15 protein-coding genes are annotated in these 15,345 nt (G+C 63.9%); 6 read left to right on the top strand and 9 right to left on the bottom strand.

All coding sequences use genetic code 11. The annotated features are described in order from the left end of the window. Positions 1-17 precede the first annotated feature (17 nt). From IF809_RS13610 to IF809_RS13595, 4 genes are all read left to right on the top strand, one after another. Positions 18-497 (top strand): Lrp/AsnC family transcriptional regulator, encoded by a 480-nt coding sequence (locus tag IF809_RS13610; RefSeq protein WP_164938779.1) that lies wholly within the window; start codon positions 18-20, stop codon positions 495-497. A gap of 190 nt (positions 498-687) precedes the next feature. Further along, complete coding sequence (locus IF809_RS13605) at positions 688-1,875, top strand: cupin domain-containing protein (protein WP_462837812.1); 1,188 nt, start codon at positions 688-690, stop codon at positions 1,873-1,875. An 86-nt stretch (positions 1,876-1,961) separates the two neighbouring features. Beyond that, a complete protein-coding gene (locus IF809_RS13600) occupies positions 1,962-4,319 on the top strand; it encodes an Orn/Lys/Arg family decarboxylase (protein ID WP_462837811.1) in 2,358 nt (785 codons plus the stop codon). Between the two features lie 6 nt (positions 4,320-4,325). After that, positions 4,326-4,901 (top strand): GNAT family N-acetyltransferase, encoded by a 576-nt coding sequence (locus IF809_RS13595; protein ID WP_453979589.1) that lies wholly within the window; start codon positions 4,326-4,328, stop codon positions 4,899-4,901. 3 nt (positions 4,902-4,904) lie between these two features. On the opposite strand, the gene IF809_RS13590 is transcribed toward IF809_RS13595, so the two are convergent. The 3 genes from IF809_RS13590 to IF809_RS13580 form a co-directional block, all read right to left on the bottom strand. Then, positions 4,905-5,117: a hypothetical protein gene (locus IF809_RS13590; protein WP_092296687.1), complete on the bottom strand. Its 213-nt coding sequence runs from the start codon at positions 5,115-5,117 to the stop codon at positions 4,905-4,907. 122 nt (positions 5,118-5,239) lie between these two features. Continuing rightward, positions 5,240-5,689, bottom strand: coding sequence for a flagellar basal body rod protein FlgC (locus IF809_RS13585; protein ID WP_462837810.1), 450 nt, complete (start codon positions 5,687-5,689; stop codon positions 5,240-5,242). Positions 5,690-5,806: 117 nt separating this feature from the next. Next, on the bottom strand, positions 5,807-6,856 hold the full coding sequence (locus IF809_RS13580; protein WP_462837809.1) for a hydroxyacid dehydrogenase: 1,050 nt from the start codon (positions 6,854-6,856) through the stop codon (positions 5,807-5,809). 239 nt (positions 6,857-7,095) lie between these two features. On the opposite strand from IF809_RS13580, the gene IF809_RS13575 reads away from it, so the two are divergent. After that, positions 7,096-7,656, top strand: a complete 561-nt coding sequence (locus IF809_RS13575; RefSeq protein WP_128967235.1) for a thiamine pyrophosphate-binding protein — start codon at positions 7,096-7,098, stop codon at positions 7,654-7,656. A 7-nt stretch (positions 7,657-7,663) separates the two neighbouring features. Then, positions 7,664-8,260 carry a thiamine pyrophosphate-dependent enzyme gene (locus tag IF809_RS13570; RefSeq protein ID WP_128967236.1) on the top strand — a complete coding sequence of 199 codons (597 nt, stop codon included), beginning with the start codon at positions 7,664-7,666 and terminating at the stop codon, positions 8,258-8,260. A gap of 76 nt (positions 8,261-8,336) precedes the next feature. Here the strand turns inward: IF809_RS13570 and IF809_RS13565 are convergent, their stop codons facing one another. From IF809_RS13565 to IF809_RS13540, 6 genes are all read right to left on the bottom strand, one after another. After that, positions 8,337-8,720, bottom strand: a complete 384-nt coding sequence (locus tag IF809_RS13565; RefSeq protein WP_462837808.1) for a DUF1236 domain-containing protein — start codon at positions 8,718-8,720, stop codon at positions 8,337-8,339. A 113-nt stretch (positions 8,721-8,833) separates the two neighbouring features. Continuing rightward, a complete protein-coding gene (locus IF809_RS13560) occupies positions 8,834-9,721 on the bottom strand; it encodes a 2-hydroxy-3-oxopropionate reductase (protein WP_128967238.1) in 888 nt (295 codons plus the stop codon). An 11-nt stretch (positions 9,722-9,732) separates the two neighbouring features. Beyond that, positions 9,733-10,518 carry a hydroxypyruvate isomerase gene (gene hyi, locus IF809_RS13555; RefSeq protein WP_462837807.1) on the bottom strand — a complete coding sequence of 262 codons (786 nt, stop codon included), beginning with the start codon at positions 10,516-10,518 and terminating at the stop codon, positions 9,733-9,735. A 10-nt stretch (positions 10,519-10,528) separates the two neighbouring features. Further along, positions 10,529-12,319, bottom strand: coding sequence for a glyoxylate carboligase (gene gcl / locus IF809_RS13550; protein WP_462837806.1), 1,791 nt, complete (start codon positions 12,317-12,319; stop codon positions 10,529-10,531). Positions 12,320-12,470: 151 nt separating this feature from the next. After that, positions 12,471-14,273, bottom strand: a complete 1,803-nt coding sequence (locus tag IF809_RS13545) for an adenine deaminase C-terminal domain-containing protein (RefSeq protein ID WP_462837805.1) — start codon at positions 14,271-14,273, stop codon at positions 12,471-12,473. A 116-nt stretch (positions 14,274-14,389) separates the two neighbouring features. After that, a complete protein-coding gene (locus tag IF809_RS13540; protein WP_128967242.1) occupies positions 14,390-15,226 on the bottom strand; it encodes an IclR family transcriptional regulator in 837 nt (278 codons plus the stop codon). Positions 15,227-15,345 lie beyond the last annotated feature (119 nt).

The following is a 15,345-nucleotide window of genomic DNA, read 5'->3' as shown; positions in this document are numbered from 1 at the left end:
ACGCTGGAAACGAAACCTTGGCCCTCGACCGGAAAGATCTCGCGATTCTCGCGGAACTCACGACCAATGCGCGCGCCAGCCACACCGAGCTCGCCAACAAGGTCGGGCTATCAAGCACGGCACTGGCGCGGCGACAGAAGGCACTCGAGGATGACGGCTACATCGAGGCCTACCAAGCCGCGCTCTGCCTCGCGCAGTTCGGCCTCACCACCACCGTGCTGGTCCGCATCGCGCTGGAGAGCCAGAGCGACGAGGCGCTGAAGGCGTTCGAGGCCGAGGTGGTGAAGTGCCCCTCCGTCGTGCGCTGCTTCCTGATGTCCGGCACCGACGACTACATCCTGATCGTGCTCGCCCGCGACATCCAGGATTTCGAGCGCATCCATCGCACCGAGCTGTCACGCCTGCCGCGGGTGGCGCGGGTGCAATCGAGCTTTGCGTTGCGCGAGGTCGTCAACCGCGCGGTGCCGACCGTCGTGTTCGGCGAATCGAAGCGGTAGCTGGGTCGGCTCCGCCCCGAATCGTCAAGCGCATCGCCTCGCCGGCTGTGTCATTCCTTCATCAAAGAAATTTGAATTGTGGGTTCAACCATACGGTTGAGGCGCAACAGACCCGATCATCAGACCCAATTGATAGGGCGCGACGCGACCGCGTCCCACATCACGCAGCCATTTCATATCGGGGTCTTCCATGCTCAAATCCAGCCGCCGTCTTTTCATTCAATCCCTTGCATTCGGAGCCGGCGTTCTCGGCGCCGCCAAATCCGCGCTGGCAGCGCCCGATGGACATGCCGCCGGCTACGACGTTGCTCCCGCATCCGAATTCCTGAAGACGATCCCACGCAAATCGGGTGATCCCGTGGTGTTCACCGCATCGCTCGACAAGGGGCCGATCAAGGCCACCTCCGGCGGCTGGGCGCGCGAGGTCACGGCCCGCACCCTTCCGCTCGCGACCGGAATTGCCGGCGCGCACCTCTTCGTCAACGCCGGGGGTGCCCGCGAGATGCATTGGCATAATTCGGCCGAATGGGCCTATGTCGTCGACGGCCATTGCCAGGTGACGGTGGTCGATCCCGAGGGCCAGCTCGAAGTGGTCAATCTCGCTCCCGGTGATCTCTGGTTCTTTCCCAGAGGCCACAGCCATGCCATCCAGACGCTGGGATCCTCCCCCTGCCACGCCATCCTCGCCTTCGATGACGGCCTCTATTCCGAGCACGGCACGTTCGGCATCAGCGACTGGATGAGCCGTTACGACGCGCCGACCTTGTCACAGGCGCTTGGCGTATCCACGGAGACCTTCAGCCCGAACCCGAAAGCCGAGACCTACATCATGCAGGGCGAGGTGCTGGCACTCGACGGTCCGCAGGCAAAAGTCGCACGCGCGCTGGACCGCGACCGCACCCACCGTTTCCCGCTGATGGCGCAGAAGCCGCGCGTGAGCACCGCCGGCGGGCAGCTTTACGTCGCCTCCGCCAAGGAGTTTCCGGTTTCTAGCACCATGACCGGGACGGTGCTCAAGCTCAAACCCGGCGCGATGCACGAGCCGCATTGGCACACCAACGCCAATGAATGGCACTACGTGCTGAAGGGACGCACGCGCGTCACCCTGTTCGCATTCGACAAGCGGGTCGCGGTCGCGGATCTCGCGGCGGGAGAATGCGCCTACATCCCCGCCAATTGCGGTCACTCGATCCAGAACATCGACAAGGACGACGCCGAGATGGTTGGCGTGCTCGACAGCGGCACCTATCACGAAAGCAGCCTCGGCGATTGGCTGGCGAAGGCGCCGCGGCACCTGCTCGCCAACAATTTCGGCGTCGCGGAGGCGGCGGTGGCGAATTTCGGCCGGAAACGGATGGTCATCGCCAGCGCGGCCTGAGCGCTCCGCCGCGCCGGAGGCGCCGTCATCGAACTGTCATCGAATGTGCAGAGACGTGTTCGTCTCTGCACATTCGGGACACGCCCATGGATTATTTCAAGCGCTTCAACTTCCTGTTCGCCGCACCGGTGTTCGACGCCGACGACCTCGAGGGCCTCCGCTTCAGCCAGATCATCGAGGAGATCCAGCGCTCCGGCTTCGAGGTGGTCCGGGCCCGCAAGCTGGAGGACGCCGAGATCGCCGTGCAGACCGATGCCGCGATCGGCTGCATGGTGGTAGACTGGGGCAAGAAGGGGCTGGAGGGCAAGACCTCGGCGCTGATCAATCTGATGCGCCGCCGCGGTCTCGATTTCCCGATCATCCTCTTGATCCGGCGCAAGCGGTTCGAGGATTTGCCGGTCGAGGTGCTCGACTTCATCGACGGCTATGTCTTCCTGTCGGAGGAGACGCCGACCTTCATCGCCAAGAACCTGATCAGTCGGCTCAAGCAATATGCCGAGACGCTGAAGACGCCGTTCTTCGGCGCGCTGGTCGACTATGCCGAGGAAGGCAACCAGCTCTGGACCTGCCCGGGCCACAATGGCGGCGTGTTCTACAACCGCAGCCCGATCGGCCGGGTCTTCGTCGAGCATCTCGGCGAATCCGTGTTCCGCGACGACCTCGACAATTCCGTGCTCGACCTCGGCGACCTCCTCACCCATGAAGGCCCCGCCTTGAAGGCGCAGAAGGAGGCGGCGGCGATCTTCGGCGCGGAGAAGACCTATTTCGTGCTCAACGGCACCTCGACCTCGAACAAGGTCGCGCTCGGCGCGCTGGTCACCGACGGCGATCTCGTGCTGTTCGACCGCAACAACCACAAGGCCGCTCATCACGGCGCGCTGATGATCAATGGCGGCATCCCGGTCTACGTCCCGACCATCCGCAACCCCTGGGGCCTGATCGGCCCGATGCGCTGGGACGTGCTCGACGAGAAGGCCTTACGCGAGGCGATCCGCAATCATCCTCTGGTGACGGACAAGAATGCCTGGCGCAAGGAGCGGCCGTTCCGCGTCGCCGTGGTCGAGCAATGCACCTATGACGGCACGATCCACAATGCCGAAATGATCCTGAAACGTATCGGCCATCTCTGCGAATACATCCTGTTCGACGAAGCCTGGGCCGGCTTCATGAAATTCCACCCGCTCTATGCCGGCCGGTTCGCGATGGGCCTTGCCAACCTTCCGCCGGAGGCGCCAGGCATCATTGCGACCCAATCGACCCACAAGCAGCTCGCGAGCTTCTCGCAGGCATCGCAAATCCATATCAAGGACCGCCACATCCGCGGCCAGAAGCGACGGGTCGAGCATCGCCGCTTCAACGAGAGCTTCATGCAGCACGCCTCGACCTCGCCCTTCTATCCGCTGTTCGCCTCGCTCGACGTCGGCGCGCAGATGATGAAGGGCCGCTCCGGCGAAGTGCTGTGGGACGACACGATCCGCCTCGGTATCGAGCTGCGCAAGAAGATCCACGCGATGCGCCGGGAATTCGAGGAGAAGGAGCAGAAGGAGGACCGCCGCTGGTTCTTCGAGCCCTTCGTCCCGGATCGTGTCGCCATCCCCGACGTCAGCCGCCCTGGCGCCGCGCACAATGTCGCCTGGGAGACGCTGTCGACCGACGAGCTCGCCACCAATCCGGCGCTCTGGCAGCTCGGCCCCGCCAGCAATTGGCACGGCTTCCCTGGCATGGCCGAGGGTTTCGCCATGACCGATCCCAACAAGCTGACGCTGCTCACCCCCGGCTTCGATCGCACCACCGGCGCTTATGCCGAGCACGGCATCCCCGCCCCTGTTGTTGCGCAGTATTTGCGCGAAAACCGCATCGTCCCCGAGAAGAACGACCTCAACTCCCTGCTCTTCCTGCTGACCCCCGGGGTCGAGGCGAGCAAGGCAGGCACGTTGATCTCCGGCCTCGTCGCCTTCAAGAAGCTGCACGACGACAATGCGCTGCTCGCCGATGCCATCCCGGAATTCTACCAGCGGCGGCAGACACGCTATGCCGGCGTGCGCTTACGCGATCTCTGCGGCGAGATGCACCGCTTCTTCCGCGCCGCCGATGTCAGCGGTCTCCAGGCGCGGCAATTCATGCTCGAGCACATGCCTGAGATCGCGATATCGCCGCGCGATGCCGCCCGTTATCTGTTCAAGAACGACGTCGACTATCTGCCGATCGAGGCGATCGCCGGCCGCATTGCCACCACGCCCTTCGTGGTCTATCCGCCCGGGATCGCTACCATCGTGCCCGGCGAACGGCTAACGCAACGGGCCAAGCCGATGATCGATTACCTCAAGATGTTCGAGACCTGCTTCAACACATTCCCGGGCTTCGATGTGGAAATCCAGGGCGTCTACAAGGAGATCGATGCGCGGGGTCGCATCGGGCTCTATACCTACGTCGTTTCCGAGTAGGTGCCGATGAACGAAACAGCTGTGCGCGCAAGCGATGAACCGGTGCTGGTCCGCACCTCACGCGAGAGCGATATCGAGGCGATGCTGGCGATCTACCGCCATCACGTCCGCAACGGCGTGCCACGTGATGTCGAGGGAACCGGCGCGCCGGAGCCCGATGATCTGCGCGACCGGCGCAAGAATCTGAAGCAGACCCGGCTGCCGCATCTGGTCGCGACATGGCGCGGCGAGGTCGTCGGCTACGCCTATGCGGTGCTGTTTCGCAAGCGACCGGCCTATCGCTACACGGCCAAACACTCGATCTATGTCCACCACGAGCATCTCGGCCGCGGTGTCGGGCGGCTGCTGCTCCAGGAGCTGATCGATGCCTGTGCAGCAGCCGGCTTCCGCCAGATGATCGGCTATATCGATGTCGACAACACGCCGTCGCTGGCGCTGCACGAGAAGTTTGGATTTGCGCGCGTCGGCCTGCTCAGCGGCGTAGCCTATCGGCATGGCCGCTGGTCGGATACCGCCATGGTGCAGCGTTCGCTCGGCGCCGGCGTCACCGCGCCGCCGCCTGTCACCGCACCGGGCCGATAAGTCTCACGAAGGAAAGTCAGCCGGTCTGACATGGATGCGATCGGCATGCAGGGACCAGTGATGCAACGCCTGGTCCTCGCAGAATTTCGCTTTCGCCCGTTCCGTAGCCTCGTCCTCGTCGGCTGCGTCGATCTCAAGCGTGCCCTGGCAGACCTCGCACTGACGGCCGTACTCGCCAAGCACGTCCTTCATGAACCTGACGACATAAGTTGACATGGGACCTCCCTGCTGGACCGGCAGTACTCTAGTCCCATTTAGAGCGGTGAAGGGAGAGAGATTTTGACGCGCATCAAAGCCGGGCAAGGTTCCCGCAGCCCATTCAGGCGACGGGCCCGCCCTCACGTGGTGATGTCGAGGAGCGACTTTTCGGTCTCGGAGTAGGCTTGAATGACCTTCGCATTGGCGATGAAGCTGTACTTTGCGGCCGTTAGCTGAACAAATTGGTCAGCTAGATCGACGTTCGGCGCCGCGACCAGGCCGTCCTGGTTTGCGAAGGGAGCGCTTGGGTCGGATTGTGCGGTATAGCTCGGCGAAACCGTCGACACGGTCGCGATCGTGCCGCCTGGCGTCGAGCTGCTCGATTGGTCGACTTGATCGACCCGTAATGGCACATAGGCCGGGGGAAACGTCGGAGCGATGCTCGGGCTGGCCGCACCAGCCGACGAGGCCGATCCGCCTGACGCGGGAAGCGGGCCGGTCGTGCTGACATTGGCGACGTTGCTCGCGGCCACGCTCACGCGCAAGCTCGCCGCAGAAAGTCCTGACGTCGCAATCGAATAGATGCTCATGCCCACTCGTCTACAGGACAAGCGATACGCGTTCACTCACGCCATCAGTCGAATTCGCCGCTTTCTGTTTTCATCCTCGTAACCAACGATCCGGGCGCGGTCGGAGTTCGCGCAGCCCTACCCGGGCGTGACGCCAAAGGCCTGCTTGAAGCGCTCGACGTAAACAGGCCAGACCTCGGGATTGATGATCCGCGGCGGCCGCTTGCCGTCGAGCGTCTCCAGCACCTGCTCGGCCGCGATGCGGCCCATGTTCTGGCGCGCCTCGATCGTCACGCCCGCGGTGTGCGGGCTCGCCAGCACGTTGTCGAACTGCAGCAGCGGATGCTCCGGCGGCGGCGGCTCCTTGGACCAGACGTCGAGGCCCGCACCGGCAATGCGCTTGTCCCGCAAAGCCTGGAGCAGAGCGTCCTCGTCGTGAATGAAGCCGCGGGCGGTGGTGATGAAATAGGCATGCGGCTGCATCAGGCCGAATTCGCGCACGCTGATCATGTTGCGGCTGCCCTTGTTGAGCGGACAGGAAATCGAGACGAAATCGGCGCGGCGCAAGAGCTCATCGAGCTCGACCTTCTCGCCGCCCCGCTCGGCCATCACCTCGGCCGAGAGGTACGGGTCGTAAGCGAGCACCTTCATGCCGAGCAGGCCCTTGCACAGCGCGGCGATGCGGCGGCCGACATTGCCGAGACCGATGATGCCGACGGTCTTGTGCTCGACCTCGTTGCCGACCAGCTCGTTGCGATTGACGTTGGGTTCGCGGCGCAAGCGGCGATCGGACTGGATGATGCGCTTGGACAAGGTCAGCATCATCGCCAGCGCGTGCTCGGCGACGGAATGGGCATTGCCGCCGGACTGGTTCACGACCAGTACACCCGCATCGGTGCAGGCTTCGACGTCGACAGGATCGAAGCCTGCGCCGTTGCTGGAAACCAGCAGCAAGTTCGGCGTGCGCTTCAGGAAGGCGGCGTCGACATGGAAATGCGGCGCCAGCTCGTCGCGCGCGGCGCCGATCTGGTAGACATGCGCCGCGCTCAGGATGGGGGCGTAGAAATCCTCGGGGCTTTCGTTCTCGATGCGGTCGAGCCGGACGTCGGGCCGGGCCTTCACGATGTCGATATAGACAGGGTTGGCCAGGTACTTGACGTAGAAGACGCGTTTGCTGTTGACCGACATCAGGACCCTTCCGACTCTCATGGAGAACCCGGTAGGTCAGCGCCACGCGCGCTCAACTCCTGGTGCCCCCCGATTTTTCATTATTTCGCTTATGACATGGCGGTGCCGGCCTCGGCAGGCCGTCTGGCGCAGATCACGGTGCCGGCCCGGACATGTTGACAATCCCGCCTGCTCCGTCAAGTTCTGCTGATAGCCGCGACGGACACAGAAGAAGCATGCGCGGCCGAAGGGAGAACGCAATGGCAATTGCGGAGCAGCAGCCTCCGGCGGGACAGGCCGCCGCCGACAGAAGCTGGCACAGCATCGTCCTGCAAACCCTGAAGCGGAACGAGGTCAGCCTGATCCCCTACGTGCCCGACCGCGTACTGACGCCGCTGATCAAGAACCTCCACGCCGATCCCTTCTTCACCACCTTTGCCACCGCGCGCGAGGAAGAGGCCGTCGGCATCGTCTCCGGCGCCTGGATGGGCGGGCGGCGCGGCGCGGTATTGATGCAGACTTCGGGTTTTGCCACGCTCGCCAACGTGCTCGCCTCGCTCGCCGTGCCCTACCAGATCCCGCTGATCATGTTCGTCTCCGAGCGCGGCACGCTCGGCGAATTCAACTATGGCCAGTCGCTGGTCTGCCGGACCATGCGTCCGGTGCTGGATTCGCTGGCGCTGGAGCACCACACCATCACCCGGCTCGACGAGCTCGAGTTCATCGCTGACCGCTCGATCAAGCAGGCCGTCACCACCCAGGCGCCGGTAGCGCTGATCCTCAATCCGCTGCTCACGGGCGGCAAGGTCTTCGACAAGTGAGCCGGCCATGACCACGCGCAACACCAAAGTGATGAACCGTTTCGATGTGACCTCGCGCCTGATCGCGAAGCTGAAGCACGAGGAAGCGGTGGTCGGTGGCATCGGCAACACCAATTTCGACCTCTGGGCCGCTGGCCACCGCCCGCAGAATTTCTACATGCTGGGCAGCATGGGGCTCGCCTTCCCGATCGCGCTAGGCGTCGCGCTGGCGCAGCCCGACCGCCGCGTCTTCGCGCTGGAGGGGGACGGCTCGCTGCTGATGCAGCTCGGCGCGCTCTCGACCATCGCGGCGTTGAAGCCAAAGAATCTGATCATGATCGTGATGGACAACGGCATCTACCAGATCACCGGCGCGCAGCCGACGCCGGCCGCCGGCGTCGCCGACCTCGTCGCGATCGCCTTGGGTTCGGGGCTCGCCAACAGTGCCTGGGCCGCGGACGAGGAGGATTTCGAACGACTGGTCGACGAAGCCATGTTGGCTGACGAACCCAGCCTGATCGCGCTGCGTATCGACGACAAGCCCGGCGTCGGCACCACCCGCCGCGATCCGGTGCAGATCCGCGAGCGCTTCATGCACGGCCTCGGCGTGCGCGAACCGCTCTGAGACCTTTTCATTGACGATAGAAGCCCCGCAGAGCGTCACTCCGCGGGGCCCTTATTCAATTCACCTTACGCGCCGATCAGTCGATGATCTTGATCACGCGGCGCGTGCGCGGCTCGACGATCACGCGGCGGTCGTTGACGACCGCATAGCGATATTCGGTATAGTTCGGCACCGGCCGCAGCACCACGGTCGGGGGCAGCGGCTCGCCGACGACGACGCGCTCGTGGACCACGACAGAATCATCACGCGGAATTCCGCCGAGTACCGCGTTCGGAATTTCGAGACCGGCGCCGACGGCCGCACCGACGGTCCCGCCAACCATGGCGCCGATCGGACCGCCGATATCACCGCCCGCGCGCGCGCCGTTCGCGGCGCCCTCGGCGGTCGTCGACTGGGCTAAGGCTGCGCTCGACGCCAGCAGCGACGCAGCGGCCAACGTAATCGCAAGACGGGTTTTCATGACCTGATGTCTCCAGTGATTGTTGTGGGTCATCAACAGCGGGGCCGGAGCATTGTTCCGGTTCCAGCGTGATGAAACACACGTCAAACTGGCGACTGTTACCGCGTAACAGTTCAGGCTGCAGCGATCTCGTGCCCCGCCATCAGTTCCAGCGCTCGCACCATCGCGGAATGATCCCAGCCCTTGCCGCCATGCGCGGTGCAGGAGGAGAACAATTGCTGCGCGACCGCGGTGCTTGGCAACGACAGACCGAGCGCACGCGCCCCCTCGAGCGCAAGGTTAAGATCCTTCTGGTGCAGCTCGATGCGGAAGCCGGGATCGAAATTGCGCTTCACCATGCGCTCGCCATGCACCTCGAGAATCCGCGACGAGGCAAAGCCGCCCATCAGCGCCTTGCGCACCAGCGCAGGGTTCGCACCCGCCTTGGATGCGAACAGCAACGCCTCGCTCACCGCCTCGATCGTCAGCGCGACGATGATCTGGTTGGCGACCTTCGTGGTCTGGCCATCGCCATTGGCACCGACATGCGTGACGTTCTTGCCCATCTTGTCGAAGACCGGCTTCATCGTGCCGAAGGCCCGCTCGGGACCGCCGACCATGATGGTGAGGCTCGCCGCCTTGGCGCCGAGTTCGCCGCCCGACACCGGTGCATCGAGATAATCCGCGCCCAGCGCCTCGATTTTCTTGGCAAACTCCTTGGTCGCGAGCGGTGAGATCGAACTCATGTCGATCACGATCTTGCCTTTGGAGATGCCTCCGGCGACCCCGTCCTTGCCGAACAGCACGGCTTCGACATGCGGCGTATCCGGCACCATGATGATGACCGCATCCGCGTTCTCGGCTACCTCCTTCGCGGATCTGCAGGCGATGCCACCAGCCGCAATCAGCTCCGGAGCGACCGGCGCAACGTCATGCAGGAGAACGCGATAGCCTGCGGCCAGGAGATGGCCGGCCATCGGCCGTCCCATGGTGCCAAGTCCGATGAAGCCGATGTCGATCATGTCATATGTCCTCAGGTGTCGAATGTCTGCGCGGCGTGCCAAGCCAGTCCTTCCAGCGTCGTGGTGCGCGGCTTGTATTCGCAGCCGATCCAGCCGCGATAACTGATCGCGTCGAGATGGCGGAACAGGAACGGATAGTTGATCTCGCCCGTACCCGGCTCATGCCGGCCGGGATTGTCGGCGAGCTGGATGTGCGCGATCTGCGGAAGATATTCCTGCATGGTGCGGGCGAGATCGCCCTCCATGATCTGCATGTGATAGATGTCGTATTGGACGAATAAATTGTTCGAACGGACTTCTGAGATCAGCTGGATCGCCTGCTCGGTGCCATTGAGGAAGAAACCGGGGATGTCGAGCGTGTTGATCGGCTCGACAAGCAGCTTGATGTTCTCACGCGCCAGCGTCGAGGCCGCGAAACGCAAGTTTCCAACCAGCGTTTCCTGAAGCTCACGCGGATCGGCATCCACGGGGGCGATGCCGACGAGGCAGTTGAGCTGCTCGCAATCGAGCGCCTTGGCGTAATCGATGGCGCGGAACACGCCGTCGCGGAATTCGGCGGTGCGATCGGGCATGATTGCGATGCCGCGCTCGCCGCCGGCCCAGTTGCCGGCAGGGAGATTGTGCAGCACCTGGGTCAATCCATGGGCATCGAGCTGCTCGCGGAGCTGCGCCTTGTCGAAATCGTAGGGGAAGAGATACTCGACCCCGGCAAAGCCGGCCGCTTTCGCCGCGGCAAAGCGGTCGATGAACGGCATCTCGTTGAAGAGCGTGGTGAGGTTGGCGGCAAATTTCGGCATGATGCGGTCCCTACTCCGCCGGCTGCAATACGCCGGGCCTGGTGGTCCCGACTTCGTCGAGCGGCAGGTCCAGCACCTCCTCGAACTCGACGATGTTGTCGATCTCCGTGCCCATCGCGATGTTGGTGACGCGTTCGAGGATGAACTCGACCACCACAGGCACGCGGTGCTTCTTCATCAGCTCGCGGGCGGTCGCGAACGCGGCCTGCGTGTCCTTCGGGTCGGTGACGCGGATCGCCTTGCAGCCGAGGCCTTCCGCCACCGCGACATGGTCGACGCCGTAGGCGCCGATCTCGGGCGCGTTGATGTTCTCGAAGGAGAGCTGGACGTGATAGTCCATGTCGAAGCCGCGCTGGGCCTGGCGGATCAGCCCGAGATATGAATTGTTCACGACGACGTGGATGTAGGGCAGGTTGAACTGCGCCCCGACGGCGAGCTCCTCGATCAGGAACTGGAAGTCGTAGTCGCCCGATAGCGCGACGATATCGCGATCCGGGCACGCCGCGCGCACGCCGAGCGCCGCCGGTAATGTCCAGCCGAGCGGGCCCGCCTGCCCCGCGTTGATCCAGTTGCGTGGCTTGTAGACGCCGAGAAATTGCGCGCCGGCGATCTGCGACAGGCCGATCACGGTGACATAGGTGGTGTCGCGTCCAAAGGCTTTGTTCATCTCCTCGTAGACGCGTTGCGGCTTGATCGGGACGTTTTCGAAATGGCTCTTGCGCAGCATGGTCTTCTTGCGATCGCGGCAGGAAGCGGGCCAAGCCTGGCGCTCGCGGAGTCTGCCTGACCGCCGCCACTCCTTGGCGACGGAAACGAACAGCTCGAGCGCTGCCTTGGCGTCCGAGACGATGCCGAGATCGGGATTGAATACGCGGCCGATCTGGGTCGGCTCGATGTCGACATGCACGAAGGTGCGACCCTTGGTGTAGGTCTCGACCGAGCCGGTGTGACGGTTGGCCCAACGATTGCCAATGCCGAGCACGAAATCGGATTCCAGCATCGTGGCGTTGCCGTAGCGATGGCTGGTCTGGAGGCCAACCATGCCGGCCATCAGCACGTGATCGTCCGGGATCGCGCCCCACCCCATCAGCGTCGGCACCACGGGCACGTTGGCGATCTCGGCGAACTCGATCAGCAGGTCCGAGGCATCGGCATTGATGATGCCTCCGCCCGCAACGATCAGCGGCCGCTCGGCGGCGTTGAGCATCTCCAGCGCCTTCTCGATCTGCTTGCGCGTTGCGGCCGGCTTGTAGACCGGCAGCGGCTCATAGGTCTCGTCGTCGAATTCGATCTCGGCGAGCTGCACGTCGAGCGGCATGTCGATCAGCACCGGTCCGGGCCGGCCCGAGCGCATCACGTGAAAGGCCTGGCTGAACACGCGCGGCACCAGCGCCGGCTCGCGCACCGTCACGGCCCATTTGGTCACGGGCTTTGCGATCGACTCGATATCGACGGCCTGGAAGTCCTCTTTGTAAAGCCGTGCGCGCGGCGCTTGCCCGGTGATGCAGAGGATCGGAATGGAATCGGCTATCGCCGAATAGAGCCCGGTGATCATGTCGGTACCGGCCGGCCCCGAAGTGCCGATGCAGACACCGATATTGCCGGCCCTGGCCCGCGTGTAGCCTTCGGCCATGTGCGAGGCGCCCTCGACATGGCGCGCCAGGATGTGCCGGATCGAGCCACGCTTCTTCAGCGCCGAGTAAAGCGGATTGATCGCAGCCCCGGGAACACCGAAGGCCGTCGAGATGCCTTCCTTCTCCAGGATACGCACGGCTGCATCGACAGCTCGCATCTTCGCCATATCGGACCTCGCTCGGTTAAATCAGCGAGCGAGATCATCGGGTGCACCCGATGCGATCTCAACGAGATGGATTTTATTTTCCACGATGCGGCAACCGCGGAAAAACTTCGTTTGTCTCAAGCGGTTAAGTCGAGAAATACGTGAAAGCCGTTCACTCGAACAGCGGCGTCAGCTCCATCTGCGGCACCAGCACGAGGCCTTTGTCGGTGATACGAATTTCCGGAATGACCGATAGCGGAATCAGATTGAAGCCCATGTAGGGGATGGTGCAGCCGGCCTCGGCCCATTCCCTCTTCAAAGCCCTGACTTCTTCCGCCACCTCCGTGACGCGCTTGTCGGACAAGAGCCCCGCGATCGGCAGCGGCACCAGCGCCCTCACCTTGCCGTCGGCGACGACGCAGACGCCGCCCTGCTGCGTCTTGATCGCGGCGATCGCGATCTGCATGTCGTCCTCGTTGGTGCCGGCGACGATGATGTTGTGGCTGTCGTGGCCGACGCTCGAGGCCACCGCGCCGCGCTTCAGGCCGAAATCCTTGAGCAAGCCGTAGGCGACATTGCCAGCCGACTTGCCGTGGCGTTCGACCACCGTGACGAAGCATAGGCCATAACGCTGAAACAGCGAGGGCCAGTCCTTGGACGGTTCGATCGCGATCTTCTCATGGATCAGTGTGATGCCAGGCAGCGCGGTCTTGATGGCGTTGACAGTGCAGGCCTTCCCCGGCAGCTCCGGCGTCAGCTTCAGCTTCTCAGGCAGCTTGACAGTGGCATAAGCCGCTTTTGGATATTGGTACCGCTGCGACAGCGCTTGATCCAACCGAGGCGTGATCTTGCGGTTCTCCACCACCAGCTCGCCTCCATACCAGGTCGATTGCGGCTTGAGATTGTCGTCCATCAGCACGAGATCGGCGCGGCGACCGCCGCCGAGCCCACCGATATCGCCTTCCATATTGAACCGCGTGGCGCCATGTAGCGACCCCATCGACCAGGCCTGCTCCACCGACATTCCCGCCTTCACGGCTTCGCGCACCACCCAGTCGAGGCCGAAGAGAAGCAAGTCATCAGCATCGCGATCGTCGGTGCAGACCGCCGTGCGCTTGTGCGAGGCCCCTAACTCGGTGATCGCCCGGATCGCCTGCGGCAGCGAATGCCAGGGCGTGGTCGGCGGACCGCCCCGCAAAAAGACCCAGACGCCCGCGTCGAGCAGATCGTCGGCGATGTCGCGGTCGATCGCTTCGTGCGTATCGGTGACGCCGCTCGCCGCATAGGCGGCGACGAATTCGCGGCCATAGACATGGCCTGACACCGGCCGCCCGCGCTTCAACGCCGCGGCGAGGATCGCGTGGCTGCGCTCGTCGCCCATGGTGACAGGCACGAAATCCATCTTCTCGCCGAGTGCAACGGCTTCGGGCCAGCGGTCGAACAGGCCTGCGATCTTGTCGGGCGTAAGGTCGCCGCCGGCGGTTTCCAGTTCCGCCGATGTGGCCGGCACGGTGCTCGGCACCGTCAAAAAGATCGACAGCGGCGCCTCCCGTGCGTCCTCCAGCATCGCTTCGACGCCGGCGACGTCCATGACGTTGCCGATCTCGTGGCTGTCGCAGAAGATCGTGGTGGTGCCGTTGAGCAGCGCGGCCTCGGCATAGGCGCACGCCGTCACCATCGAAGATTCGATGTGGATGTGCGGATCGACCAAGCCCGGCGCGATGATGCCGCCGGCGGCGTCATAAAGCGGAACGTCGCGCCACACTTTCTTCGCCGAACCTGCCGGCTTGATCGCGGCGATGCGGCCGCCGGTGATCCAGACCTCCCGTCCCGGATGGATGCGCTCCGAGTACGTCGAGAGCACGCGCGCGCCTGAAATGGCGAGATCGGGCGCGACACGCGCTGAGGCAACGTCGGCAAGGCGCCGCGTCATCTCGTGCAGCGGCGCGACGGCGAAGCGGGTGAATTTTCTCATTGGGGCTCTCGCTTGACGGGAGTTATCAGGCAATGGTTGCCGCCGTGAGCCAACAGGGCAACTCAAATAAAACGGCACTCATGCTTACGCATTGGGCAGCCGCGGAAGCATCGAACTCAGGCTTGGGGTGACGGCACCACACCGCCCAGCGCGGCCGTGAGTTCCGCGGCGACCTCACGCACGGTGCGGCCGATCTCCGGCAATCGCGTGTCGGTGACGCGGCTGGTCAAGCCGGAGACGGAAATCGCGGCCAGCGGCTCGCCGAGGCCGTTATAGACCACGGCGGCGACGCAGCGCAGGCCGATCTCGGCCTCCTCGTCGTCGATCGCATATCCCTGCCTACGGATGGCCGCGAGCTCCTTAAAGAGATCGCTGGGCCGCACGATGGATTTCTCCGTCAGCCGCGGCATGCCGTGATGACGAATGACGGCGCCGACATCCTCGTCGGAATAGGTCGCGAGCACGGCCTTGCCGACGCCCGACGTCACCATCGGGACTCGGCCCCCGACCTTGGTCAGCGAGCGCATGATCTCGCGACTCTCCATGCGGGTTAGCACGATGATGAATTCGTCGTCGACGACGGCGAGGTTGGCGGTCTCGCGAGTGAGATCGCGCAGCTTGCGGAGATACGGAATTGCTTGAGCGGTGAAATTGCGCCGCCGCGCAAAGCTCGCGCCGACGGTAAAGCTGCGCACACCGACATGCCATTTGGATTCGCCGCGGTCGAACTGCACGAAGCGGCGGCTTTCCAGCGTCGCCAGCAGACGGTGCACTGTTGAGGCTGAGAGACCGGTGCGGACGGCGAGATCGCTGAGGCGATAGCCCTCGTCGTCCTCGGCCAGCGTCTCGAGGATCGACAGCGCGCGGTCCACGGACTGCACGCCGCCGTCACGATCGGCCTCCGATGCCGACCGTGTTTCGAGCGATTTGCGCCGGATCACGTTCTTGCCCATCGCGACCTGACTCTTCTCCCTCGCCCCGCTTGCGGGGAGAGGGGAAGCCTCCGCAAGGATGGTGAAAGCAACACTCGTGGAGAGTCCCCCTCACCCGAATTCGAACTGCGATCGAATTC

Source organism: Bradyrhizobium sp. UFLA06-24, assembly GCF_054967145.1.
This window is presented reverse-complemented; position numbering and strand designations above follow the sequence as displayed.